The organism is Cryptosporangium phraense (genome assembly GCF_006912135.1).
In the GTDB taxonomy this organism is placed as follows: Bacteria; Actinomycetota; Actinomycetes; order Mycobacteriales; family Cryptosporangiaceae; genus Cryptosporangium; species Cryptosporangium phraense.
Window position 1 is genome coordinate 152,051 of sequence record NZ_VIRS01000005.1, and the last position, 21,862, is coordinate 173,912.

Genomic DNA, 21,862 nt, shown 5'->3' on the forward strand with positions numbered 1-21,862 from the left:
GCCGGACGAGCCAGCATCGCCGACTGCCCGATCGAGCCGGCGCCGACGAGTGCCGGCCGCCGTGGGTGTCGGGTCGGCGATCTGTCTGGTGCTCGCGCTGGTCAGCGGTGGGGTCACCTACGCAACCACGCCGCTTCCGAGGTTTCCGGCCCAGAGCCTGACCACGCAGATCCAGTACTCCGACGGCACGAGCTTCGCTACCTTCGCCACCGAGAACCGGGTCGAGGTTTCGCTCGACCGGGTGCCGAAGCACGTCCAGGACGCCGTCGTAGCGGCGGAGGACGCCGACTTCTGGACCAACGGCGGCGTCTCGCTCCGTGGCACCGGACGTGCCTTGTGCGGCCGCGAGATCATCCTGGCTCAGAAACTCGGTCGCAGCGGGGGTAAAGCAGAGATTCTCCACGGCTATTTGAATACGATCTACTTCGGACGCGGCGCCTGGGGAGTTCAGTCGGCTTCGAAACCTATTCGGGAAGACCGTCGACAAACTGAGCGTCTCCGAGGGCGCGGTGCTCGCCGCGTCATCAAAGACCCGACGAATTTCGACGCCCACAACAAGCCGGCCAGCGCCAAGGGCCGGTGGGCTTACGTCCTCGCGAGCAACGACGCGTGGCGCCGCGGTGCGACCGGGGTGCTCGGGCGCCGGATCGAGCAGGAGCTGCTGGCCCTGGGCTTCACCGAGCAACAGGTGACCTGCGGATGGCCCCCGCAGTGGTGTCGATAGACCCGGGCAGCGGGGCGGTCAAGGCCTACCACGGCGGCAACTACGGCATCGACTCGCTCTGGGACGGCACGTCCGGCCAGACCTTCCCCGGACGCTCCACGCCGCTGCGCAACTCCGACGACAACTCGTGCGGCTCCCGGTGCTCGCTCACCGATGCCACCGTGAAGTCGCTGAACACCGTCTACTGGGCGCTCACCGACACGGTCGGCCCGGACGGCAAGACGGTGCTGTGGAACCACGCGTCCCACGCGGTCGCGCCGACCCGGGCGTTCAGCAGCGGACTTCCCGCTCCGCGACCGGGCCAACGGCAACATCCACGTCTACGGCAACGGCATTCCGGGGTCGATCTGGCGCGACTTCATGAAGGTCGCGCTGCGGAACCAGGACGTGCGGAACTTCGCCGACCCGGTATGGGACGGTTCGAAACCCGGGAACGCCCCGGTCCCCTCCCCGTCGACCGACGCACCACAGCCCGACCTGGCGCAGCCCGTTCCGTCGACGACCGACCCCAACGCCGACCAGAACGCAGGTCAGCAGGGTTAGCGCGTGGTGAAGTTCGCCATCATCGCCATGTCCTCGTGTTCGAGGTTGTGGCAGTGGAACACGTACTTCCCCGGGTAGCCGTCGAATTTGATCGCGATCGCGGCTTCCTCGGCCGGACGCAGATCGATCGTGTCCTTCCACCCGGCGTCCGACGGCAGGGGCGAGCCGAGCCCGCGGGAGAGGACCTGGAAGGGGTTGAGATGCAGGTGTACCGGGTGGTGGAAGTCGGCGGTGAGCCGCCAAATTTCGGTGGTGCCGAGCCGGCACGCCGCCGCGACGACGTCCGGGCCGAACGGCTGTCCGTCGATCACCCAGCCGGTGGTGTGGCCGACGTTGCCGCGCCGGAACCGAAAGGTCCGCGTGACCGCCGCGTCGGCGGTCCGGAGATCCTCGACCGTGCTCAGCCGCTCGGGCAGCACGAAGTCGTCCGAGACCGGCGACCCGACCCGGAAGCATAGGATCCGATCCATCCCGGGTTCGCCGAACTCGTTGCGCAGCGTGACGAGAGTGCCCGGCCGGTAGCCGCTGAAATCGACGACCGCGTCCAGGCGCTGCGCCGGGGCGAGTTCGAAATGCTGGTGTCGCACGGGCGCGGCGAGTAGGCCGCCGTCGCTGCCGATCTGGGTCAGACCGCCATCGGGTGACGGATCCAGCCGTAGATCGAGGCGGCGCGCGTTGCACGCGTTGAGCAGCCGCAGCCGGTAGCTCGCGCCGACGACCGTGGCGACCGGCCAGGGCACGCCGTTGACGAGCATCACGTCACCGAGAACACCGGCCTCGTAGGGGCTGCGGACGCCCGGCTCGCCGGTGAGCGTCGGATCGAGGCTCGGGTAGCGGAGCGAACCGTCGGCGTCGAAACTGCGGTCGGTGATCATCAGCGGGAGCTCACGCGGCCCGCTCGGCAGCCGCAACCGGTCCTCTTCGGAATCCCGGACCAGATGGAAGCCGGCCAGACCCCGCCAGACGCTCGGCCCGGTGAAGTCCATCCGGTGATCGTGGTACCAGAGCGTCGCCGCCCGTTGCTCGAGCGGATAGGTGTAGGTGCGCTGCCCGAACCGGACGTCACCGCCCATGTGCCGGTGGTCGTGGACCGGCATTCGACCGGCCGGGTGGACGAAGTCCAGCGGGTAGCCGTCGCTGGCCGGCGGTGTGCGACCTCCGTGCAGGTGGACGACCGTCGGCACCGGGAGCCGGTTGACGTGGGTGACCGAACACGGACGACCACGCCGGCTGACGATCGTCGGGCCCGGGAACGTGCCGTTGTAGGCCCAGACCGTGGTGCGGACGCCGGGAAGGATCTCCGCCGAGGCCGCCCGCTGGACGATCCGATAGTGGTCACCGGAAGCGTCGCGACGGTACGGCGTCAGCACCGGTGGAACCGTCAGGGGACGAACGAACGGTCTCGGCCGGGGACGACGGCTCGGCAGGACTCGGCCGGTGGAGGCCGACCCCTCGCCGCCGAGGACGAACGGCACTCCCACACCGAGGCTGACCCCGGCCGCGAGGAAACCCCGGCGGGTGATCGGCTTCATCGGCGCGTCCAAGCCCAGAGCGCCGGTAACACGCTCAGCACGATGATGCCGACGCCCAGCGGCACGTGTAGCGCGATGGCCCGGGCGAAGCCCAGCGCGATCTGCGCCGCGATCAAGCCGAAGAGGCCGAGGCAGGCGAGGAGCGGCCACCACGGTCCACCTCCCGGCCGCCAGAGGAGCCCGGCTGCGACCGCCGAGACTAGTACGGCGACACCGGCGTAGGTGGCGTTCTCCCGGTGGGTGTGCAGCGAACCGTACGTGCCCGACAAGAACTGGCCGGCGAACACAGCCTGATCGAACAGCATCACGGCCGCCACCGTGCTGGTGGCTCGGAACACCCCGAGGGGCCAGCGCGGACGTGCGGATGAGGACACACCGTCTCCAAATAGATTCAGATGAATCGGATTCATTTGAATCTAACATAGGATGGAGCGGTGCCCGATCCGCCCGGCGTGACGATGAGGCTGGGGCTGCTGCTGCGCCAGTCGCATCGGCGAGCCGCCGGCGCCCTCGCCGACGTGCTGTCCGAGCTCGACCTCACCAATCGCCATTTCGGCGTGCTGCTGATCCTCGACCGCGACGGAGTCTCGACCCAGCGCGATCTGATCCGCGAGACCGGCAGCGACAAGGCCGGGATGGTCCGCACCGTGGAAGAACTGGAGAAGCGCGGTTACCTGACCCGGTCGACGTCAGCGTTCGACCGCCGGGTGGCCGACCTCACCCTGACCGAGCCGGGACAGGCGGTGTTCGACCAGGCGCGCCGGGGCGCGGCCAAGACCGCGGAGGCGCTGTTCAACACGTTCGACCAGGAGGAATTGGCGGCGCTGGAAGATCTCCTGACCCGCTTCCTGGCCGCGACCGGGCCGGACGAGTAAGCGGATCGCGACCGTCCGGCGTGTAGGGAACGTGACGGACGTGGATTTCCAGGAGTTCTACCGAGCGAACCGGGATCCGTGCTTGCGCGCGGTCCTGGTCGGCGTCGGCGACCGGCAGTTGGCTGAGGATCTGGTCGCCGAGGCGTTCGCCCGAGCGTGGGCGGCATGGCCGAAGGTCAGTCGTCATCCGGCGCCACGGGCGTGGGTCGTACGGACGGCGAACAACACCCGGATCTCGTGGTGGCGCCGGAGACGACGGGAAACCGCGCTCGACGACGCAGCAGACGTCGCCGCGGCCCCCCAGAGTGACCGTGGGGTGGATCCCGCCCTCCTGGGCCTGCTGCGCCAACTTCCCCAGCGGCAGCGCGAAGTGATCGCGTACCGGGTCTTCCTGGACCTCGACACCGATGCCACCGCGCAGGCGCTCGGTATCGCGCCGGGAACCGTCAAGGCCCACCTCTCGCGCGCGGTCGCGACCCTGCGCGCCAACCACATTCTCGTCGGCAACTCATCGGAGGCACGACCATGAGCGACTACGACTCGGACGTCTTCACCGCACTGAAGACGTCGTTCGACGGCGTCACGATGGAGACCCCGGCCGCGCGGATCGAGTTGGCCGGCCGAACCCTGCAGCGCCGGCGGAGGCATCGGCTGGCGGGAATGACCGCGGCCGGGATGGCGGTCGCGGCCGTCGCCGTCGGCATCCCGCTCTACAGCAGTTCATCGACCGCTCCCAGGGTCCAGGTGCGTCCCGCGGCCTATACGGTCGAGACCCAGACCGACGGCACGGTGCGGGCGTCCTGGGACAAGAAACGATACTTCGAGGACCACGAAGGTCTGCAGGCCGCGCTGCGCAAGGCGGGCTTCCCGGTCCTGATCAAAGAGGGAAAGTTCTGCCGGGGGCCGCAGGACGACGCGACGCTCGACCCGAGCGGTGTCGGCCCCGGCGTGCCGAGCGTCATGAGGGGCGTACGCGGTGACGACGGCAGGGTCACCTTCATCTTCACCCCGTCGGCCGTGCCGCCCGGGAAGCAGCTGTTCATCGGCTTCCTGAACCGGTCACAACTGGCCGCGGTCCACGGGAACCCGGGATCGGTCGAGCGCCTGGTGCCGACCGGCACCTCGCTGGTCTGCACAACCGACGCGCCGCCGGCCCACGAGCGGTGAGCGCGCGGGTGGGCGATGACCCCGCGGTCATCGCCCACCGGTCAGACGAGCTGCGGGCCGTACCCGCCGCCACCCCCGGGCAGCGGCGATCAGCTCCTTCGGCGGAAGGCTCTCGAGCAGGAGCCCGCTCGCGCCGGCGGCCAGCGCCCGGTGCACGTATTCGTCGGAGTCGAACGGGGTGAGGAGCAGAACGCGCACCGCCGGTCCGGACGACAGGATCGCCTCGGTCGCGGCCGGCCCGTCCGGCTTCAGCATCCGGATGTCGAGGATGGCCAGGTCGGACGGAGAAGCGCGGTCGTCGGCGAGCAGGATGCGAAGCGTCACTCGGGCTCTCCGATCGGGCGGAGCCGGGCAAGTCCGGCGACGTCTTTGCCGCGCTGTGCTCGTCAGGTTCGTGTCAGGTGCCGCCGCCCAGACTCCACCCGTGAACCCCGCGCTCTCTCGCCTGCTCAACGATCACACCGAACGCGTGACCGCGTGACCCACTACCTGGACCCCGAGTTCCTTATCTCGACGTTCGGCCTGATCGGCATCCTCACCGTGGTGTTCGCCGAATCGGGCCTGCTGATCGGGTTCTTCCTCCCCGGCGACTCGCTGCTGTTCACCACCGGACTGCTCGTGGCCGACGGCACATACCTCCACCAGCCGCTCTGGCTGATCTGCCTACTCGTGTCGGCCGCGGCCGTCGCCGGAGACCAGGTCGGCTACCTGTTCGGCCGACGGATCGGGCCCGCCCTGTTCCGGCGCGAAGACTCCCGGCTGTTCAAACGACACAACCTCGACCGCGCCCGCGAGTTCTTCGACAAATACGGCGCCCGGTCCATCGTCCTGGCCCGCTTCGTCCCGGTCGTCCGCACATTCACCCCGATCGTGGCCGGCGCCACCCGAATGCACTACCGCACGTTCGTCGTCTACAACGTCATCGGCGGGGTGCTCTGGTCGATCGGCGTCACCGTGCTCGGCTACTTCCTCGGCCAGATCGCGGTCGTCCGCGACCACATCGAACTGATCCTGATCGGGATCGTCGTCATCTCGGTAATACCCATCGGCGTCGAACTGCTCCGCGGCCGGGCCCGCAGCCGCCGCGCCGCCACGAAACACGACGCGTCGTGAGCCTGCCGGGCAAGATCGCGGTGGTCTCGGCGAGCTTCGGCGCCGGACACGACGGTGCGGCGCGGGAAATCGCCCGGCAACTCGCCCAGGCCGGGTACGCCGTCGACCGGCACGACTTCCTCGACGTGCTCCCGGGCGGCCTCGGTCGGTACGCGCGCCGGGCTTATCGGCGTGGACTGAAGATGCTGCCGTCGAGCTGGGACTGGATCCTGCGCGCCAGCGGCGGGAGCGACACGCCGCGCCGCGTCGCGGCGGCCCTCGACAGGGTCGCCGGCGAGCGATTGTCAGCGGCCCTCGGACCCGACCCGGCGGCGGTAATATCCACGTATCCGCTGGCCAGCCAGCTGCTAGGGCAGCTGCGGACTCGCGGCGCGCTACGCGCACCGGCCATCACGTTCCTCACCGACATGTCCGTGCACCCGCTCTGGGTCGCCGACGGGGTGGACGCGCACCTGGCGCTGCACCCGATCCCCGCCGGTCAGGCCGACGCGCTGGGCGCGGCGCGCACCTGCATCACCGGTGCCGCGGTGGATCCCGCGTTCCGCCCCGCTCGCGATCCGGTGGAGCGCCGTGCGGCCCGCGCTGCGTTCGGACTTCCGGACGGCCCACCGCTCGCGCTGATCGTCGCCGGCTCCTGGGGGGTCGGCGCGGTGGACCGCTCCGCCTGGGACGTGACGGCCACCGGGCTCGCCCTCCCGGTCGTCGTCTGCGGGGAGAACACGGCGCTGCGAAACCGGCTGCGACGCGACGGCACGGGCATCGCGCTGGGCTGGGTCGAGGACATGCCGACGCTGCTGCGGGCGTGCGACGTCGTGGTCCAGAACGCCGGCGGCCTGACGTCGCTGGAGGCCCTGGCGTCCGGCGTACCGGTCGTGACCTACCGGGCGCTGCCCGGCCACGGGCGCACCAACGCCGCGGCCCTCGCCGACGCCGGATGGGCCGCGTGGGCCCACGATGCCGGTGAACTGCCCCGGGTACTCGCGACCGCACTCACCGCACCGGCCTCGCCGCTCTTCCGGCGCGCGTCGGCGGCCGACGTCTTCGCCTTGCTCAGCGCCGGAGTCGCGGCATGAGACGCCACCCCGCTATGGCCGGGCACACCGTTCGCTGGCAACACCACGTCGTCGCGCTGGTTGCGACGGGTCTGGTCGCGAGCGGCTGCACGGCCGCGTCGCCCGCGGCGACTCCGCCGGCCCCAGTTCCGGCCGGCGCGGGCCGGCTTCCGCACCCCGATCACGTGATCGTCGTCGTCTTCGAGAACAAAGCTCGGCAGCAGATCACCCGGCACGCGCCGTACCTCACCGGCCTGGCCCGCCGTTCGGCGAACCTCACCGGCTCGTACGCGCTGACTCATCCGAGTCAGCCGAACTACTTCGCGTTGTTCTCCGGATCCACCCAGGGTGTCACCGACGACCGTTGCGTCCCGCTCCTCCACGACCGCGCCAACCTCGCCCAGCAGTTGCACGCCACCGGCCTCCGGTTCACCGCTTACTCCGAAGGCCTGCCGCGCGCCGGTTTCCGCGGCTGCCACCACGGCCGGTACGCCGCCAAGCACAACCCGTGGGTCGCCTTCGCCGACGTTCCGGACACCGCGAACCAGCCGTACACCGCCTGGCCGACCGCCTTCCGTCAGCTGCCGACCGTCGGCTTCGTCATCCCGGATCTCTGCCACGACATGCATGACTGCCCGGTCGCCGACGGCGACCGATGGGCACGCACCCACCTCGACGCCTACGCCCGCTGGGCATCGGCCCACAACAGCCTGCTGATCGTGACATTCGACGAGAACGACGGGCGCCCGGGGAACCAGATCTTCACCCTCATCGCGGGCGCCCACATCCGGCCCGGCCAGTACCGTGCACCGGTCAGCCAGTACCGGCTGCTCAGGACGATCGAAGCGTTCTACGGGCTCCCGGCGCTCGGTCACGCGACCGAGACACCACCGATCACCGGCGTGTGGGCCTGATCGCCTGGCCAGCAAAGCCTCGCTGGCTCCCAGCAGCCGCCGCCGCGAGAACTCCGCCCCAGCTCCCGGGTGTCCGCCGCGTCCGGACGGTCATTTCCGGGCGACCACCGCGGCGACCTTGCTCAGCGGCTCGCTCAGCGCGTCGACCGCGGTCGCGAAGGTCTTGATCTCGGCCGGGGTCAGCTCGGTGTAGAGCGTGAAGCCGTCGTCGGTTGCTTGCGCGTCGAGTAGCTTCTGCACCGCGGCGAACTGGGTGTCGAGCTCGGTCACCAGCGCCGGGTCACGAGTCTCCAGCGCGGGGCGCAGGGCCGCGATCGCCGCCTTCGAGCCCTCGACGTTGCCTTGGAAGTCCCACAGGTCGGTGTGCGAGTAGCGGTCTTCCTCGCCGGTGATCTTGCCGGTCGCGACCTCGTCCATCAGGCCCTTCGCGCCGTTGGCCAGCTGCACCGGGGAGAGGGCGACGGAGTTGGACTCGGTGACGACTTCCTGGACGTCCCTGAGCAGGGTGTCGGCGAGTGCGCCGTCCTGGGACACGTCCCTGGTCACCCAGAGGTCCTTCTCGATCCGGTGGAACCCGGTCCACTCGGTGCCCGGCTCGACGTCGTTCTCCCGCGCGTCGATCCGCGGGTCGAGGTCACCGAAGCTCTCGGCGACCGGCTCGATCCGCTCCCAGTAGGTGCGCGCGATCGGGAACAGCGCCTTGGCCTTCGGCACGTCGTTCGCCTTCACGGCGTTCACGAATTCGGTGGTCTTCGTGATGAACGCACCTGTCTGGCTCCTCACGTACCGCTGGTAGTTGGCGGTGGCCTCGGCGAGCTGAGCGTCGGTCGACACCGACTCGGTGGCGCCGGTGACCGTCAGCGCGGTCCTGATGCCGTCACCTTTCAGGCCGGGCTTACAGGTGCCCTCATAGGACCCCGACGGCAGTTCGACGATCAGCTTCCGGGTCAGGCCGGGGCCGATGTTCTCGACCTCACCCATGATCCGGTCGCCCTCGGCGTACACGTAGAACTCGGTGACCTTGCTGCCGATGTTCTTGATCTCGAACGTGCTGGTCCCGGCGTCGAGCTGGGTCTTTTCGACCGTGCACGACGTGTCGGAGGCGGCCACCGGGATCGGACCACTCGCGGTGTCTCCGGGCTTCTCCTGGCCCGAGGAACCGCACCCGGCTGCTGCGAGTAGAGCGACACCCATCACGCCGAATGCGGCGCGACGGGGAGAGCGAGACCTGGACATGACGCGGTGTTCTCCTCGAACGGTGTAGAGATCAGGCCCGCGTCGAGGCGGGCTCCGGGGCAACGGCGGGCCGGCTCGGCCAGAGAAAAAAAGCGAGCACGGGCACCAGATAGGTCACCCACGCGACGGCCTGGAGCACCGTCGTCTGCGGCTGGAAGTTGAAGACCCCGCGTAGCAGCGTCCCGTACCAGGAGTCCGGCGGAATCTGCGCGCTCACGTCGAACGCCAGTGTGCTCAGCCCGGGCAGGAGTTCGGCTTCCTGCAGGTCGTGGAAGCCGTAGGCGAAGATGCCTGCGGCTACGACGACCAGGAGGACGCCGGTCCAGGTGAAGAACGTGCTCAGGTTGATCCGCAGCGCGCCTCGGTACAGCGCGAACGCCAGCACCACGGCGATCGCGATCCCGAGCAGGAACCCGAGCAGCGGCCCGAGTTCGCTGTCGGCCTGCTGCGCCGCGCTGAAGAAGAACAGCGCGGTCTCGAGCCCTTCGCGGGCTACCGACAGGAACGCCATCACGGTCACGGCACCGGCGCCGAGCGCGACCGCGGCCTCGAGCTTGCCGGTCAGCTCGGCCTTCAGGTGGCGGGCGGTGCGCCGCATCCAGAAGATCATCCAGGTGACCAGACCCACCGCGACGATCGAGAGGAAGCCACCGGCGATCTCCTGCTGCTTGAAGGTGTCCAGGCCGGTGACGGCGAACGTGAGCAGCGCGCCGAAGGCGACCGACACCGCGACGGCACCGGCCACGCCGGTCCACACCAGCCGTAGCTGGCCGCGCCGATCGGTCTTGACCAGATAGGCGACCAGGATGCTCACCACGAGCGCAGCCTCGAGACCCTCACGCAGCCCGATCAGTAGATTCGGGGCGAAATAGTCGAGCACTTCACTCCTCCCTCGTTCTCAGGGAAGGCTAACCTCGCTATTCGGTGCCCGGTCTCCCTAGAATTCGGGGGTGACGCCGGCCCGCGTATTACTCATCGATGACCATCGCGTCTTCGCCGAGTCGTTGGCACTGAGCCTCGAAACCCATGCCGACCTGCGGTGCGTCCGCCTGGCTCATACCGTCGCCGACGGGCTCCGCGCCGCGGAAGCGACCGCGTTCGACGTCGCGCTGCTCGACCTGCGGTTGCCGGGCGCGGATGGGTTCGCCGCGATCGACGGACTGCTGTCTCGACGTCCGGACGCGAAGATCGTCGTGCTCACCGCCCATCCGCGGCCCGGCCTCGCGCACCGGGCGCTGGCGGCGGGAGCTAGCGGTTTCCTCAGCAAGAGCGCCGGGCTGACCGAGATCGTGGAGGCCATCCACGCGGCGATCGACGGGCGTCAAATCCTCGGTGCGGGTCTGGAGAGCTCGCCGGCCGGGATCCGATTCACCCCGCGCGAGCACGAGGTCCTCCGTGCGCTCAGCCGAGGCCTCGACGCCAACCGGATCGCCTCCACGCTCGGCATCTCCCTCTACACCGCCCGCGATCACATCCGCGCAGTCATGTCGAAACTCGACGTTCGCACCCAGCTCGACGCCGTGATCACCGCAGACCGTCTCGGTCTGATCACCCTCGGCACCGGATTCTGACCGGTGCGATCACGCGGTTCAACGACCCTGTGGCGACAACTGCTGCTCACGGCTCTGATCAGTGTGCTCGCGACTGGATCCGTGGCCGCCGGTCTGTGGCACGTCGCGGGAACACGGGCCGACCGCAGTGCCGAGCAGGTCTCCAGTCGGATAGCCAGCCACGTTTTGACCTCGCTGGGTGCCTACGATTTGGATCGCCTCGACGCGACCGCGGTCAACAGCCTGCGCACCCATCTCGACCCATATCTGGATTCCGGCGTCGTCCATCGCGTGAAGCTCTGGACGGTCCGCAGCGGCACCGCCGAGATCGTCTACTCCGACGAGGCCCGGGTCATCGGCGCGCAAGAGCCGTACCGCACCGAACTGGCCCGGCAGCTCTCCGGCGGCCACGCGGTCGCGATGCCCGTTCCCGACGACCGCGAGCACCAGTTCGAAAGCGCGGACGCCGACCGCCTGCTGGAGGTGTTCATCGCCTTCCCCGACGCCGCCGGGAACAGCTCTCTGCTCGAGTTCTATGTCCCGGTGGAGGCCGCGGAATCCGGCCGCGCTTCGATGGCCGTCGTGGTGCCGGTGACGCTCGCCGGCATTCTGCTGCTCGCACTGGCGCTCATCCCGATCGGCGTCGCCCAGGCCCGGGAAGTCGACCGCGGCCGGCGCGAACGGCGCGAAGCCCTGCGGTACGGGCTCGCCGCAGCCGAGCTCACCCGCCGCGAAATGGCCCAGGACCTCCACGACGAGGTGCTACCCCGGCTGGCGAGCGCCCGCCTACTACTGGACGCCGCAGACAGGGACCGCGCGCGCACTCGTGAGCTGGTCGCCGAGGCGCGTCAGCTGATCGCCCACGACGTGGACCGGATCCGTGGCCTGCTGGTCGGTCTGGCGCCTTCCCAGCTCCGGACCGACGATCCGGAAGGCCTCTTCACCGACCTGGGCGAGGGTTTTCGGGGTCGACACGATCTCACCGTGACGATCGCACCGGGCGTCGCGGCCGGCCCCGACGCGTTCGAGCTCCTGCACCGGGTCGCCACCGAGCTGCTGCGCAACGCGACGCGACACAGTCAGGGCCAGCGGATCGACGTCCAGCTCGCGTCCGTCGGCCACGACCGCATCAGCCTGCGGGTCACCGACGACGGGCTCGGCTTCGACGTCCGGCAGCGCCCGGATCCGGAGCATCTGGGGCTTCTTCTCGTCCGCCGGACGGTTGAGGACGTGGGCGGAGAGCTGACCGTGACAAGCACGGTCGGCGTCGGCACGACGGTGACGGCCGTCGTACCCGCGGGCTTGGTTCTTCCTCGCAGCGTCAGCCGAGAGCACTAGGTCCGTTCTCCGGGCCGAGCGATCAGCAGACAACAAGCTCCGAGGTACGCGATCAGCGACCAGCCGTGGACCCACGGGGGTAGCGGGAGCCAGCGCGCGGCGAACAGCCCGAGATACGCCGACAGCGTCCACCACGGGACCCGACGGCGAGAGCCGACCACGTCCCAAATCGCCGCGCCGACCACGAGTCCGGCGACGTAGTACCGATTGGTGCCGGGATCGAGCACGAGCCTGGCCGCAACGGCGATCATCAGCGCCGCCGCCCAACGGCGCCGAAGGACCGCGATCGCGCACACCGTCATCCCGAGCAGCGCCTGGACCGGCCGATCCCAGTGCGGGGTACGAGGATCGTCGATGCCGAGTGCCCGGAGCGCCGAGAACCGCGTGTTGACGATCGTGAAGTGCGCCGCGTTCATCGTCGCCGGGTCGGCGAGGTAGAAGGGTAACCACGCCACCGCGATCGCCGCCCCCATCGCCACCGCGCCGCGCAGCACGGCGCTCCGGGAGCCGAGCATGAGCAGGATCCCGGCGAAGATGACCGCCCAGGGCTTCGCGTCCACCGCCGCGCCGAGCAGGACACCGCTCGACACCGGCCGGTGCTCGCGCGCGAAACGCAGCGCCAGCACCGCGCAGAGCATCGCCAGCACGTCGTCGACGTGCACGGATCCCACGGCCAGGTACATCCAGGCGGGCAGGAACGCGATCCCGGTGATCGTCACCCGCAGGGTGACGATGCGGCGGTCGAGGTGGGGGCAGGCGTCTACGGCGATCCGGTGGATCTGCCACAGGATGACCAGCCCGACCGCCGCCCCGAGAAGTTGCCCGGCGAACAGCGCGAGCGTGGGCCCGGCCGGAAGCAAGATCAGCGTCGCCAGAAAGGCCAGTGGCCCGATCTGCAAAATCGGCGCGGCCGCGTAGAGGTGCAGCCCCCCGGCCTTGTCGTCGAGGTCCGCCAGCGCGGTAGCGCCCTGGACGAAGAAGTGCCACGATCCTCCGCCGTGCACCGCCATCACGACGAACCAGTACAGGGCGTACAACCCCAGGGCATTCGTCATGAGGTGGGTGCGGACCAGAACCGCCGATCGATACATGGGCAGGAACGTAGAAACGCCGAGCTGACGAAGACCTGATGGCCGCACTCACCGGCGGTCTCCGGCAAGCGCGGCCCGGTCCCCTGATGCTCGGTGTCTTCGCCGAGTTCGAACGCGGAACCATCATCGACCGGGTCATCAGCGGAATGAAGCGCAAAGCCGCCAAGGGCCTCTGGACCGGCGGTGGACGGCCCTTCGGCTACCGCGTCGACCGCGACGCCGACCGCCTCACCCCGGTCCCGGCCGAGGCTGCCCTCGTCCAACGAATCTTCGACCTCTACACACGCGAACGACTCGGCACCAAAGCCATCGCCACCCGGCTCAACAACGACGGCCTGCGCACCCGAGCCGGCAAAGCCTGGTCCGCGCACACCATCGAACTCCTCCTCACCAACCGCATCTACCTCGGCGAGAAGAACTTTCGCGACATCACCGTCCCCGGCGCCCACCCGCTCACCGGACTCCTCCGCTGCCGCCAATGCGGACGCGGCTACATCGGCACCTCAGCCCGCGGCCGCAGCGCCACCTACCGCTACTACACCTGCTGGAGCCGCGCCCGCTACGGCACCCACGCCGGATGCGACGTCCACCGCTACTACGCCGACGAACTCGACACCGCCGTCATGAACGCCCTGGGACCGTCCGAGTCAAGCACCGCGCAGAAAGTTCGACAAAGCCAAGGCACTCCGAAACCGCAGTCTTCAACCGACCGCAGTTGAAACGCCAGCTAGCCGACCGACTCGGGCTGCGCTGCATCGAGCCCGGTCGAATCGATGGCGCCGAGTTGCCTGAGCAGGTTGCGGTTGTCGTATTGCACCCACTCCTCGACGAGGCGGCCGTACTCGTCGAACTGGAAGATGTTGATGATCGCCCAGACCAGCCGCGCACCTGTCGGCGCCAGCGGCCGCCCGGCGGGTGAGTCCCGGTACTCGCGGGCGAACGTCCCCTCGATCCATGTCTGGCACGCCATCAGATTGCCCTCGGCCAGCAGGATCCCGCGGCGGATCGAACGGTCGTCGAAAGCTTCCCGGAAACCGGCGAACAGCTCCGCGAGGCCGTCGTAGTCGGCCATCGCGCCGTCGGGCCCGTGCCAGCGGAACTTCTCGGTGTCGAAGTAGGAGGCCTGCTCGACCGGGTCGGCCCCGGACACCTCCAGCTCGCCGGCCCGGTTGAGACGGGTGATCAGTTCGTCACGGGTGAAACTCATCGGTCCTCCATCGGCTCGAGCCGGCACCTCGGTTCGGAACTCACCGTAGGAAGCACGTGCTCCGGGAGACTTGAACGACGACGACACCCGAGGCGGATATCCGCGACAGCGGCCAGTGCGGCTCGCCTCCAGGTGTCGAGAAGCCCAGCGGCGGGAAGAGAACCGGCAACCCGCCTGGCTAGCGCCGATGCTGGACAGGAGTAATGCCGGCGCCGTACAGGTGGAGTTGCCGAATGCTGAGCAATCCCGGAACGACGACGTACTCGCTGGACACCCGCGCTATCGGCGCCGCGGACCTGCCGGCGTTCCTGTCCGAATGGCAAGACCGCATGGGGCCCGCCTTCCGGTTGCCGTCCTACGAACCCGCGACGATGGCCGATTTCCGGGTTCGGTTCCGGACCGTAGCCATGCCCGACGTGCTGGTCCACCGCCAGGAAAGCTACTCACGCCTGCGCACCGCCGACGGACCGGACGCCGCCGGCGCGATCGTGCTGTACATCCTGCACAACGGTGAGATGGTGTTCGACGCCCCGCACGCCCGCGATCGACACACCGTGCCGAGCAACGGATTCCTGCTTCGCCGCCTGATGCGTTCCTCGGGGGTGACGTCCGGCCCCCAGGTACTCGGCACGGCCATTACGCTGCCTGAATCCGACCTCGGGCCGCTCCTCGGCGACCGGAAGATCAGCGGCTCCCTCGACACCGCTGAGATGCTCCTGCTCAACGCCCACGCCGACATGATCTGGCGGCACGGAGCGGAGTTGAGCCCCGTCGGCGCTCAGGCCGCCCGCGACGCGCTCGTCGAACTGGCGAAAGCGGTCGTGCGCGGCGCCGTCGACCACACCGAGACGCAGCTCGCCCCGGCGCTCGTCCGGACCGCGAAGTCCCTCGCCGACCGCCGGCTGACCGACCCCCGGCTCAGCGCCACGACGCTCGCCCACGCGCTCAACGTCTCCGTCCGCACGCTGCAACGCGCGTTCGCCGCCGACGACGAATCGGTCGCCGCCTACATCCGCACCCGACGCCTCGAAGAGGCCCGCCGTGACCTCACCAACCCCGCCGGACGGCTGACGATCACCGAGATCGCCGCCCGCTGGCAGTTCGCCGACAGCGGCCACCTCAGCCGGGCCTTCAGACAGCACTACGGGCAGACGCCCACTGAGTACATCCGCGCGTCGCGGATCTCCGAACCACCTGTCGCCGAGGTTCAAGTCCCGGTGCGCTGACGCTGCCTACCGTCCGGTCGAGGCAACTCGATCGGAAGGAGTTCTCGCAGTGACCATGGCCGACAGCCGCGACATGGTCGGGGCACACGACATGTTCCGACTGCACTTCGGCGCCTTACCCGGCCTCGTCCGGGGAGTCGCCCCGGGCGACACGGAACGCGCTGCGATCGTGAGCGAACACGCGCAGTTGCTGACCGTACTGATCGACGGGCATCACGGCGCCGAAGACGACCACGTCTGGCCCAAGCTGCACGCACGCTGCCCCGACCAAGTCCAGACACTGGTCAGCACGATGGAAGCCCAGCACACTCAGATCCACGGTGCGCTGGAGGAGTTGGCCGCCGGCGCCCAGCGCTGGGCGGCCTCCGCCGATCAGGCCGAGCGTGAATCGCTGGCCGCGGTGGCCGAACGCCTGGATGCGGCGCTGATCGAGCATTTCGCGCTCGAAGAGGCCCGTGTCCTGACGCTGATCGACGCCTACCTCACCGACGAGGAATGGAAGGCGTCGGTGGCCTCCTCGGCCGTCAAGCTCACCCCGGACCAGAGCGTCCTGGCCGTGGGCATGCTGATCGACCGGGCCGACGAATCGATGCGGGAGATCCTGCGCGAGGGCGCGCCGCCGGAGTTCTGGGAGGAAGCCCGACCGGCAGCTCTGCGCGCCTATCGCTCCTACGCCGAGAGGGTCTACCGATGACGCCGCTCACCGAAGGCCCCGAGTACGAGGCCGCCCGCACTGGCCTACCGCAATACCGCCGACTCGCTGCACCGCGAACGCCGCGAATTCGCCTTGACTTCCCTCGCGCACCCTGACCTTCGGCTCGACGACGTTGATGAGGCCGGCGCCGTGGCGCTGCTACTGCGGCGATACCTCTCCGCGTTCGGGCCTGCCAGCATCGTCGACTTCCGATGGTGGTCCGGACTCACGCACCGCCGAGCCGCTGCCGGCCGACCACGTTGCCCTGCTGGCTTACGAAGACCCGGCTCTGAAGGGCTACTTCGGCACCCGCAGCCGCTACGTCGACGACCGATACCGCACCGCCTTGTTCAACACCATCGGCGAAGCCAGAGCGAGGATCACCGCCGCCGGCCGATGCGTAGGAGTTTGGCGATTCGATCGCCTCTCGCGCCCACCTTCGTCGACACGTTCGCGCCACTTCCCCCCGCTCAGCAGCGCGCACTCGTCGAGCAGGCCGACCGAATGACGGAATTTCTCCGTTCCGAACCCAGCTGAACAGCCGCTTCTCGCAACATCAGGCGCATCCTGCCCCCATCGCCACAGCAGGCACCGATAGTCTCGGCGGTGCCCCACAGAACGATCGTGGACGTCCAAGTCCTGCTCGTCCGAGACGGCCAGGTGCTGCTCTCCCAGCGCCGCGGCGGATACGCCGCCGGACAATGGCATATGCCCTCCGGAAAGCTCGAGCCCGACGAATCGATCGAGCACGCCGCGATCCGCGAGGCGCGCGAAGAAGTCGGCGTCGACCTCGACCCCGCCGCGCTTCGATGCGTCCACGCCTCGCACGTGCTACCGCCCGGCGAGGATCCTCGGGTCGGGTTCTTCTTCGAAGCGACTGCTTGGACCGGCGAGCCCGCGAACCGGGAGCCGGAGAAATGCTCCGCCATCGGCTGGTTCGACCTGGATCACCTCCCGGACGGCATGGTTCCGTACCCGGCCGCCGGCCTCCTGGCCTACCGCGACGGTGTCCCGTTCGCAGTCGACGGATGGAGCGAATCGGACGATCGGCCCGCCGACGCGACCCGCTACAGCGTCCTCACCTGAGTCGAGCCTGCAATCTGAAGACTGCGATCGATACCAGTACCAGGGTATTCAGGTCAGTCTCTTAGGCGAGCGCCGCGACGATGGCCTCGGCTCGGCCTGCTCCAGCTCCACCCGCCGCCGATCCCATCGCTCAATCAACGCTGCGTTCCGCCCACGTACTGCTGGCCACACCTCAGCCATCGGCAAGGAACGACCCGTGAGCCCCTCCCTGCACGACATCCGGCGCGTCGAGCCCTACAGCGCCCGCAAGTCGGTGCTCTCGTTCCTCGCGAACAAGGTCGGCGTCAAAGACACGATCCTGCAAGCGTGGGCCCGTCACTCCGACGGGTCGGTTACTGAGCGTTTCTACATTCATACGACGGTCGACGATCTGACGGTCGCCTCGGACGCGTCGCAACAGCGAGAGCAAGAGAGGCACTCCCCGGCAAACCGGAAAGTGCCTCTGACCTGCTAGAACATCGGTGGGCGATACTGGGATCGAACCAGTGACCTCTTCGGTGTGAACGAAGCGCTCTCCCCCTGAGCTAATCGCCCTCAGGGACGCTCACACCATACTAGATCCCCTCAGCTGAAGGGGAATCCGGTCCAACCACTGAGCCGCAGCGACGTCAACAGCGTCGCCACCAACAGCAAGAACCCCAACACCCCGAACCCCATCCGAACCGCTAGCGGTTGCCTCAGGACCCACCGCGTCCAGGCCGCCACCGCGTCGCGCGTGAAGTGCAGCAATCGGCGCGCCCAGGTGAACTCCGTCGACAGGATCCCCAGACCGGCGATCACCACGAGCCACCCCGGCCCGGGCGCCGGCACCATGATCAGCCCGACGATCACGACGAGCACCCCCGACGATCGTCACGAACACCCGGTACGGGAAGCCGAACACCGGGTGCGACCGGGCCGGCTCGTGCAGTCGATCGCGGAAGAAAACGCCGAACGCCACGGCCCGAACGGTGACCGGGTGCGCGCGGACCCGGTCGACAAACGTCGGCGAGGCCTCCGGCGGCCGCTCCGGACTCTCGATCACGTCCTACTCCCAGGCTCGATTCCGCCCTCACGGTAGTCCAGGACCACCATCGGCAGCCCGGCCGTCGTCCTGAATCCAACACGGGTGGCATGACCAGCGGGTTCACCGGGAAAGACACTCGATGGACGCCAGCCGAACGATCCTCGGCCGGCGCCCGCATCTCTCCGCAACCTCACTCGTTGTGGTCTTTGAGCCACGGAGCGCTGAGTTTGCGTAGTGGTCAGACCGGGAAGAACGGGTATGGGTTCGCGCCCGCGTTCGACGCGTGCGGACGTGCAGAAAGGTGCCGACGATGGGGATCGCACAGCCGACTCGGGTCCAGGTGGATGTGTCTTTGCGCCTGGTTGTGCCGGAGGGGTCGTCGCTGCCGGTTAAGGCCAGCCTCCGATACGAGCCTGAGGATCCCTATGCGGTTCACGTGATATTTCATGCCGGCAGTACCGAGGCGAGCGGTGAGGTCTCCTGGTCGTTCGCCCGCCAGCTGCTCGCAGACGGCATGACCGAGCCCACCGGCATCGGCGACGTCCGCGTCTGGCCCTGGCAGGCGGCCAACGGGCCGTCGGTCGCGCTCGCTCTCTCCTCTCCTGACGGCCACGCACTGTTCGAGGTGCCGAGACTGGCGCTCGGCGACTTCCTGGGCCGTACCTACCGGCAGGTCCCCGAGGGCGCGGAGAGCGTCCATCTCGACATCGACGGTGCGCTCGCCGCGCTCCTCGGCTCGTACGGCAGCGAACCTCGCTGACCTGAGCTCACCACAGGGCTGCCGCGCTTCACGCGCGGCAGCCCTTACGTTTTGCGACTTCATTGTTGCCCATCGTAAGCAACATGCGCCGTTGTTCGCCCGCCTCTGCGCAACCTTGGCGTGTTGCAATTCTCTTGCGGACGCGGCGCGCAGCGCGCCGCCGGCCAGGCTGACAACGGCTCGTAACCTGCGCTTTACCGCAGTTGCGGGCAGTGCTCATCGACGTGCCGTGGCGGTGGGTGGTCGGCGACACGTCCCCCGGGTTTGAACCTCGCCCGGGGACTCAGCTACAGTTCTCCCTGCCAGCAACGAACGGGGCAGCCCGGTCGGAGCGAAGCACATGCGGACGTGGCTCAGTTGGTAGAGCATCACCTTGCCAAGGTGAGGGTCGCGGGTTCGAATCCCGTCGTCCGCTCGACAGGCGCCCTCGGGCGTAACTGCCGGGCCGCTAGCGGCACAGTAGTGACACCGGCGGCGTGGCCGAGTGGCTTAGGCAAGGGCCTGCAAAGCCCTGTACGCGGGTTCGATTCCCGCCGCCGCCTCGGGCGATTAGCTCAGTGGGAGAGCGCTTCCTTGACACGGAAGAGGCCACTGGTTCAATCCCAGTATCGCCCACCACGTTCAACCAGGTCAGAGGCTTACAGCCTCTGACCTGGTTCCGCTTTACGGGGCCGATGTGTCGCTGGGCCACGCTCGTCTTGATCGCGGCGACGCTGGTCGCCGCGACTTCACCGACGTCGGCTCGCTAGAGATCTGAACCCTGTCACCCCAGGGCGATGCCGTCGTCGCGGCCGGGGCGCCATCGGGGTCGTCGCCGCGATCAGTGGCGTCCCGGCGGCCGACCCCTCTGCCGATCGAGCTCGTCGCGTTGGGCCGCTGCAGCCGCGACAGCACTGATCCACGCCGCTTCGTCCTCGTCACGCCCGTCGGCTCGGTAGTCGGAACAACGCCCGGCCAGGGCGCCGGCGCAACGTTCAGATGGCGACCGGCGTGAGGGCGCGAGCCGTGGCCGCGAGCGCCTCGGGAACGATGCGGTAGTACGCCCACTTGCCGCGCTGCTCCCGGGTGACCAGTCCCGCGTCAGCCAGCAGCTTCATGTGGTGCGAAACCGTCGGCTGGGCCAGACCGACCGGCTCGGTCAGGTCGCAGATGCACGCCTCACCGTCCACCGACGCGGCGATCAGCGACACCAGACGGACGCGGGTCGGATCGGCGAGCGCCTTGAAGACCCGGGCCAGTGCGGTCGCCGCGTCCTCGCTCAGCGCGCCGCCGGTGACCGGCGAGCAGCAGGCGTCGACGGCGAGGGGCAACGGCGTCCGGGCGGTCACGGAAGTCAGTCTGCCACTCGCATTGACACACGTCGATATGAGAACCAGGCTTGGACGCATTCAAGTTCATCGATGCGAAGGGGGTGTGTGGTGCTCGATCTTCCGGTCGTCGTCATCGGCGCCGGCCCGCAGGGGCTGGCTGCGGCGGCACAGCTGCGTGAGCGCGGGCTCACGCCGCTGGTTCTCGAAGCGGGGCCAGTAGCAGCCCACGCGGTGAGCCAGTGGGCGCACGTCCGCCTGTTCTCGGGCTGGAACGAGTTGGTGGACCCGGGCGCCGCCCGGCTCCTCGAACCGACCGGTTGGACCGCTCCGGCTGGGGGCTGTCCGACGGGCGGCGAGTGGATCTCGTCGTACCTGGCTCCGCTGGCCGCCGCACTCGGCGACGTGGTCCGGCTCGGCGCACGCGTCACCGGGGTGTCCCGCAAGGGCCGTGACCGCCTGGTCGACGCCGGCCGCGACGAGCAGCCATTCACCGTCCACGTGACCTACGCCGACGGTGCCGAAGAGAAGATCGACGCGCGCGCGGTCATCGACGCGTCCGGCACGTGGGCCTCGCCGAACCCCGCCGGAGCCGACGGGCTGCCCGCGCTGGGCGAGCAGGCCGCCGCCACCGCCGGCCTCGTCACCTATCTGCCGCCCGGGCAGGTCGAGCACTTCGCCGGCCAGCACGTGGCCGTCGTCGGCGCCGGGCACTCGGCGATGACCGCGATCATCCAGCTCGGCGCACTCGCTGAAGCACACCCGGAGACTCGTGTGTCGTGGGTCGTTCGGCGCGGCAGCACTGGCATCTCGTTCGGCGGTGGCACCGCGGACGAGCTCCCCCAGCGCGGCGCGCTCGGGCTCGGCGCCAAGGCTGCTGTCGACAAGGGCTACGTCGAACTCGTCGACGGATTCCGTACCGACCGGATCGTCGTCACCGACGGACGCGCGGTGCTGATCAGCGAGACCGGGACCGAGCTCGCTCCGGCCGACCACGTGGTCGTCCTCACCGGTTTCCGACCGGATCTCTCGTTCCTGAGCGAAATGCGCCTCGACCTCGACACCACGCTTCAGGCACCGGTGCGCATCGCGGCCGAGGTCGATCCGAACCTCCACAGCTGTGGAGACGTCCGCGCGACCGGAGCCGCCGACCTCGCGCACCCGGAGAAAGACCTGTATCTGGTCGGCATGAAGTCGTACGGCCGTGCGCCGACGTTCCTGGCCATGACCGGCTACGAGCAGGTCCGCTCGGTGGCGGCTGAGCTGGCCGGCGATCACGAGGCCGCCGCGCGCGTCGAGCTGGTCCTGCCCGAAACCGGCGTCTGTGGCGGAAGTGGCGCGTTCGATGACCCCGAGGCCGCCACCGGTGGCTGCTGCGGCGCTCCCGAGTTGCTGACGCTGACCGTCGCTCCCCGGTGAGGGTGCCGCGTGGTTCCGGTCA

26 protein-coding genes and 4 tRNA genes are annotated in these 21,862 nt (G+C 69.1%); 20 read left to right on the plus strand and 10 right to left on the minus strand.

Annotated elements, in window-relative coordinates:
- Positions 1 to 88: 88 nt before the first annotated feature.
- Positions 89 to 724: a biosynthetic peptidoglycan transglycosylase gene (locus FL583_RS09465; protein WP_170323565.1), complete on the plus strand. Its 636-nt coding sequence runs from the start codon at positions 89 to 91 to the stop codon at positions 722 to 724.
- 539 nt (positions 725 to 1,263) lie between these two features.
- Here FL583_RS09465 and FL583_RS09470 read toward each other — a convergent pair.
- Together FL583_RS09470 and FL583_RS09475 are read right to left on the minus strand one after the other, a co-directional pair.
- On the minus strand, positions 1,264 to 2,799 hold the full coding sequence (locus FL583_RS09470) for a multicopper oxidase family protein (RefSeq protein WP_142704181.1): 1,536 nt from the start codon (positions 2,797 to 2,799) through the stop codon (positions 1,264 to 1,266).
- Entirely contained in the window at positions 2,796 to 3,173 is a 378-nt protein-coding gene (locus FL583_RS09475; protein ID WP_142704182.1) for a hypothetical protein, read from the minus strand. The genes FL583_RS09470 and FL583_RS09475 overlap by 4 nt, the downstream gene beginning before the upstream one ends.
- 60 nt (positions 3,174 to 3,233) lie before the next feature.
- Between FL583_RS09475 and FL583_RS09480 the strand changes: the two genes are divergently transcribed.
- From FL583_RS09480 to FL583_RS09490, 3 genes are read left to right on the plus strand one after another with little or no spacing between them, the layout of a single operon-like run.
- A complete protein-coding gene (locus FL583_RS09480; protein ID WP_142704183.1) occupies positions 3,234 to 3,674 on the plus strand; it encodes a MarR family winged helix-turn-helix transcriptional regulator in 441 nt (146 codons plus the stop codon).
- A gap of 40 nt (positions 3,675 to 3,714) precedes the next feature.
- Positions 3,715 to 4,203: a sigma-70 family RNA polymerase sigma factor gene (locus FL583_RS09485; RefSeq protein WP_276611590.1), complete on the plus strand. Its 489-nt coding sequence runs from the start codon at positions 3,715 to 3,717 to the stop codon at positions 4,201 to 4,203.
- Entirely contained in the window at positions 4,200 to 4,841 is a 642-nt protein-coding gene (locus FL583_RS09490) for a hypothetical protein (protein ID WP_142704185.1), read from the plus strand. The genes FL583_RS09485 and FL583_RS09490 overlap by 4 nt, the downstream gene beginning before the upstream one ends.
- A gap of 27 nt (positions 4,842 to 4,868) precedes the next feature.
- Here the strand turns inward: FL583_RS09490 and FL583_RS09495 are convergent, their stop codons facing one another.
- Positions 4,869 to 5,165 carry a response regulator gene (locus FL583_RS09495; protein ID WP_205751971.1) on the minus strand — a complete coding sequence of 99 codons (297 nt, stop codon included), beginning with the start codon at positions 5,163 to 5,165 and terminating at the stop codon, positions 4,869 to 4,871.
- 153 nt (positions 5,166 to 5,318) lie between these two features.
- Here FL583_RS09495 and FL583_RS09500 point away from each other — a divergent pair, with 153 nt between their 5' ends.
- The 3 genes from FL583_RS09500 to FL583_RS09510 are packed head-to-tail and all read left to right on the plus strand — an operon-like array spanning position 5,319 to position 7,920.
- A complete protein-coding gene (locus FL583_RS09500; protein ID WP_142704186.1) occupies positions 5,319 to 5,954 on the plus strand; it encodes a DedA family protein in 636 nt (211 codons plus the stop codon).
- Positions 5,951 to 7,027, plus strand: coding sequence for an MGDG synthase family glycosyltransferase (locus FL583_RS09505; RefSeq protein WP_142704187.1), 1,077 nt, complete (start codon positions 5,951 to 5,953; stop codon positions 7,025 to 7,027). The genes FL583_RS09500 and FL583_RS09505 overlap by 4 nt, the downstream gene beginning before the upstream one ends.
- A complete protein-coding gene (locus tag FL583_RS09510; protein ID WP_240746634.1) occupies positions 7,024 to 7,920 on the plus strand; it encodes an alkaline phosphatase family protein in 897 nt (298 codons plus the stop codon). Before FL583_RS09505 ends, FL583_RS09510 begins: the two co-directional genes overlap by 4 nt.
- A 90-nt stretch (positions 7,921 to 8,010) precedes the next feature.
- On the opposite strand, the gene efeO is transcribed toward FL583_RS09510, so the two are convergent.
- Both efeO and efeU read right to left on the minus strand, forming a co-directional pair.
- Positions 8,011 to 9,156, minus strand: a complete 1,146-nt coding sequence (efeO, locus tag FL583_RS09515; RefSeq protein ID WP_142704188.1) for an iron uptake system protein EfeO — start codon at positions 9,154 to 9,156, stop codon at positions 8,011 to 8,013.
- Between the two features lie 31 nt (positions 9,157 to 9,187).
- The gene (gene efeU, locus FL583_RS09520) at positions 9,188 to 10,036 is read right to left on the minus strand and encodes an iron uptake transporter permease EfeU (protein ID WP_142704189.1); all 849 of its coding nucleotides are present in this window, start codon (positions 10,034 to 10,036) and stop codon (positions 9,188 to 9,190) included.
- 70 nt (positions 10,037 to 10,106) lie between these two features.
- Here efeU and FL583_RS09525 point away from each other — a divergent pair, with 70 nt between their 5' ends.
- Both FL583_RS09525 and FL583_RS09530 read left to right on the plus strand, forming a co-directional pair.
- On the plus strand, positions 10,107 to 10,727 hold the full coding sequence (locus tag FL583_RS09525; protein ID WP_142704190.1) for a response regulator transcription factor: 621 nt from the start codon (positions 10,107 to 10,109) through the stop codon (positions 10,725 to 10,727).
- Positions 10,728 to 10,916: 189 nt separating this feature from the next.
- Positions 10,917 to 12,044, plus strand: a complete 1,128-nt coding sequence (locus tag FL583_RS09530) for a sensor histidine kinase (RefSeq protein ID WP_142704191.1) — start codon at positions 10,917 to 10,919, stop codon at positions 12,042 to 12,044.
- On the opposite strand, the gene FL583_RS09535 is transcribed toward FL583_RS09530, so the two are convergent.
- Positions 12,041 to 13,135: a glycosyltransferase family 87 protein gene (locus FL583_RS09535; protein WP_142704192.1), complete on the minus strand. Its 1,095-nt coding sequence runs from the start codon at positions 13,133 to 13,135 to the stop codon at positions 12,041 to 12,043. The two genes, FL583_RS09530 and FL583_RS09535, sit on opposite strands and share 4 nt — an antisense overlap.
- Positions 13,136 to 13,173: 38 nt before the next feature.
- Between FL583_RS09535 and FL583_RS09540 the strand changes: the two genes are divergently transcribed.
- Positions 13,174 to 13,854 carry a recombinase family protein gene (locus FL583_RS09540; protein WP_142704193.1) on the plus strand — a complete coding sequence of 227 codons (681 nt, stop codon included), beginning with the start codon at positions 13,174 to 13,176 and terminating at the stop codon, positions 13,852 to 13,854.
- Between the two features lie 8 nt (positions 13,855 to 13,862).
- On the opposite strand, the gene FL583_RS09545 is transcribed toward FL583_RS09540, so the two are convergent.
- A complete protein-coding gene (locus FL583_RS09545; protein ID WP_142704194.1) occupies positions 13,863 to 14,342 on the minus strand; it encodes an ester cyclase in 480 nt (159 codons plus the stop codon).
- A 233-nt stretch (positions 14,343 to 14,575) separates the two neighbouring features.
- On the opposite strand from FL583_RS09545, the gene FL583_RS40810 reads away from it, so the two are divergent.
- From FL583_RS40810 to FL583_RS09570, 5 genes are all read left to right on the plus strand, one after another.
- A complete protein-coding gene (locus FL583_RS40810; RefSeq protein ID WP_205751972.1) occupies positions 14,576 to 15,568 on the plus strand; it encodes a helix-turn-helix domain-containing protein in 993 nt (330 codons plus the stop codon).
- Between the two features lie 55 nt (positions 15,569 to 15,623).
- Positions 15,624 to 16,262 (plus strand): hemerythrin domain-containing protein, encoded by a 639-nt coding sequence (locus FL583_RS09555; protein WP_240746644.1) that lies wholly within the window; start codon positions 15,624 to 15,626, stop codon positions 16,260 to 16,262.
- Between the two features lie 66 nt (positions 16,263 to 16,328).
- Positions 16,329 to 16,799: a DNA glycosylase AlkZ-like family protein gene (locus FL583_RS42855; RefSeq protein WP_420843124.1), complete on the plus strand. Its 471-nt coding sequence runs from the start codon at positions 16,329 to 16,331 to the stop codon at positions 16,797 to 16,799.
- Between the two features lie 69 nt (positions 16,800 to 16,868).
- Positions 16,869 to 17,348, plus strand: a complete 480-nt coding sequence (locus tag FL583_RS09565; protein ID WP_142704196.1) for an NUDIX hydrolase — start codon at positions 16,869 to 16,871, stop codon at positions 17,346 to 17,348.
- A 196-nt stretch (positions 17,349 to 17,544) separates the two neighbouring features.
- Positions 17,545 to 17,802, plus strand: coding sequence for a site-specific integrase (locus FL583_RS09570; protein ID WP_142704197.1), 258 nt, complete (start codon positions 17,545 to 17,547; stop codon positions 17,800 to 17,802).
- Positions 17,803 to 17,810: 8 nt separating this feature from the next.
- On the opposite strand, the gene FL583_RS09575 is transcribed toward FL583_RS09570, so the two are convergent.
- A tRNA-Val gene (locus FL583_RS09575) sits at positions 17,811 to 17,882 on the minus strand.
- Positions 17,883 to 17,912: 30 nt separating this feature from the next.
- Positions 17,913 to 18,188 (minus strand): PGPGW domain-containing protein, encoded by a 276-nt coding sequence (locus FL583_RS09580; protein WP_205751973.1) that lies wholly within the window; start codon positions 18,186 to 18,188, stop codon positions 17,913 to 17,915.
- Positions 18,189 to 18,664: 476 nt separating this feature from the next.
- Here FL583_RS09580 and FL583_RS09585 point away from each other — a divergent pair, with 476 nt between their 5' ends.
- From FL583_RS09585 to FL583_RS09600, 4 genes are all read left to right on the plus strand, one after another.
- Entirely contained in the window at positions 18,665 to 19,114 is a 450-nt protein-coding gene (locus FL583_RS09585) for an SsgA family sporulation/cell division regulator (protein WP_142704198.1), read from the plus strand.
- 342 nt (positions 19,115 to 19,456) lie between these two features.
- Positions 19,457 to 19,529: transfer RNA gene (locus FL583_RS09590), tRNA-Gly, on the plus strand.
- Positions 19,530 to 19,584: 55 nt separating this feature from the next.
- Positions 19,585 to 19,656, plus strand: a tRNA-Cys gene (locus FL583_RS09595).
- A gap of 1 nt (position 19,657) precedes the next feature.
- Positions 19,658 to 19,732: transfer RNA gene (locus FL583_RS09600), tRNA-Val, on the plus strand.
- A 356-nt stretch (positions 19,733 to 20,088) separates the two neighbouring features.
- On the opposite strand, the gene FL583_RS09605 is transcribed toward FL583_RS09600, so the two are convergent.
- Positions 20,089 to 20,442, minus strand: a complete 354-nt coding sequence (locus tag FL583_RS09605; RefSeq protein ID WP_240746635.1) for an ArsR/SmtB family transcription factor — start codon at positions 20,440 to 20,442, stop codon at positions 20,089 to 20,091.
- 87 nt (positions 20,443 to 20,529) lie between these two features.
- Between FL583_RS09605 and FL583_RS09610 the strand changes: the two genes are divergently transcribed.
- Entirely contained in the window at positions 20,530 to 21,840 is a 1,311-nt protein-coding gene (locus FL583_RS09610; protein WP_420843123.1) for an NAD(P)-binding domain-containing protein, read from the plus strand.
- Positions 21,841 to 21,862: the final 22 nt, after the last annotated feature.

What these genes read in the sequence shown, in the direction of transcription:
- FL583_RS09540 (WP_142704193.1), top strand. Translation starts at nt 13,174, where the DNA reads ATGGCCGCACTCACCGGCGGTCTCCGGCAAGCGCGGCCCGGTCCCCTG.
- FL583_RS09470 (WP_142704181.1), bottom strand. Translation starts at nt 2,799, where the DNA reads ATGAAGCCGATCACCCGCCGGGGTTTCCTCGCGGCCGGGGTCAGCCTC.
- FL583_RS09545 (WP_142704194.1), bottom strand. Translation starts at nt 14,342, where the DNA reads ATGAGTTTCACCCGTGACGAACTGATCACCCGTCTCAACCGGGCCGGC.
- FL583_RS40810 (WP_205751972.1), top strand. Translation starts at nt 14,576, where the DNA reads ATGCTGAGCAATCCCGGAACGACGACGTACTCGCTGGACACCCGCGCT.
- FL583_RS09585 (WP_142704198.1), top strand. Translation starts at nt 18,665, where the DNA reads ATGGGGATCGCACAGCCGACTCGGGTCCAGGTGGATGTGTCTTTGCGC.
- FL583_RS09555 (WP_240746644.1), top strand. Translation starts at nt 15,624, where the DNA reads ATGGCCGACAGCCGCGACATGGTCGGGGCACACGACATGTTCCGACTG.
- FL583_RS09535 (WP_142704192.1), bottom strand. Translation starts at nt 13,135, where the DNA reads ATGTATCGATCGGCGGTTCTGGTCCGCACCCACCTCATGACGAATGCC.
- efeO (WP_142704188.1), bottom strand. Translation starts at nt 9,156, where the DNA reads ATGTCCAGGTCTCGCTCTCCCCGTCGCGCCGCATTCGGCGTGATGGGT.
- FL583_RS09490 (WP_142704185.1), top strand. Translation starts at nt 4,200, where the DNA reads ATGAGCGACTACGACTCGGACGTCTTCACCGCACTGAAGACGTCGTTC.
- FL583_RS09510 (WP_240746634.1), top strand. Translation starts at nt 7,024, where the DNA reads ATGAGACGCCACCCCGCTATGGCCGGGCACACCGTTCGCTGGCAACAC.